This window comes from Lujinxingia vulgaris, from assembly GCF_007997015.1.
Taxonomy (GTDB): domain Bacteria; phylum Myxococcota_A; class Bradymonadia; order Bradymonadales; family Bradymonadaceae; genus Lujinxingia; species Lujinxingia vulgaris.
Map to the genome: position 1 here is coordinate 1 of NZ_VOSM01000048.1, position 760 is coordinate 760.

The following is a 760-nucleotide window of genomic DNA, read 5'->3' on the forward strand; positions in this document are numbered from 1 at the left end:
TCGGCGTCGGTGCAGGTGATGGTGAGCTCGCAGTCCTCGCGGGTGCAGAAGCTGGTGAGCTCGGGCGGGTGGCTGAAGGTTTGCGGGCCCGGCGTAAGCCCTTCAATGCCCGCGTCGAAGGCGTAACGCACATCGAAGGTCGATGAGGCGCTCTCAGTCTGCTCGTCGAGAGAGGCGTTGACGGTGAGCGTCCAGCTGCCCTCGGCGTTGAGCTCGGCGGTGGTGAGCTCGATGGTTTCCGCGCAGCTCTCAAGCTCCACGGCCTCGCCGCCCTCAAAGCTCAAGGTGCAGGTGTCCAGGGTGCAGTCTTCGGGGGCGCATTGCGCCTCAAAACTCACAACGCCGTCGAGCTCGGGGATGACATAGGGACTCTCCTCGCGGCCGGTGAGCTCCAGGGTGAGGTCGGGGGGGAGGTCGGTGTCGGTGTCGGGGTCGGCGTCCGGATTGGCGTCAGGGCCGGCGTCGGCGTCGGGGAGGTTGGTGTCAGCGGGCGTGGAAACGCCATCGCCGCCGCAGGCTGCGGCGAGCAGAGTGAGTGCAATGATGATCATCCGAAGGTGTGGCATGGCAGGGCCCTCCCGGTACCAGTCTGGTTGATGTGAAGAGCTTTACGCTTAACTCAAACCCGGCTTCCAGAGCAACCCCACCACGCAAAACACCCCACTTCCAGCGCTTGCCGGAGGTGGGGTGTTTTTAGATCGGACGTGTTGGCCAGAGTCCGAGTTTAAGGGGTGTAGGGCCAGGCGATGGGGGTGGGGGT

The 760-nt window shown here is 64.7% G+C and carries 1 pseudogene; it reads right to left on the bottom strand.

Annotated features, from left to right (window positions below):
• Window positions 1–566: pseudogene (locus FRC98_RS21930) on the bottom strand (hypothetical protein); the annotation flags it as partial.
• Window positions 567–760: the final 194 nt, after the last annotated feature.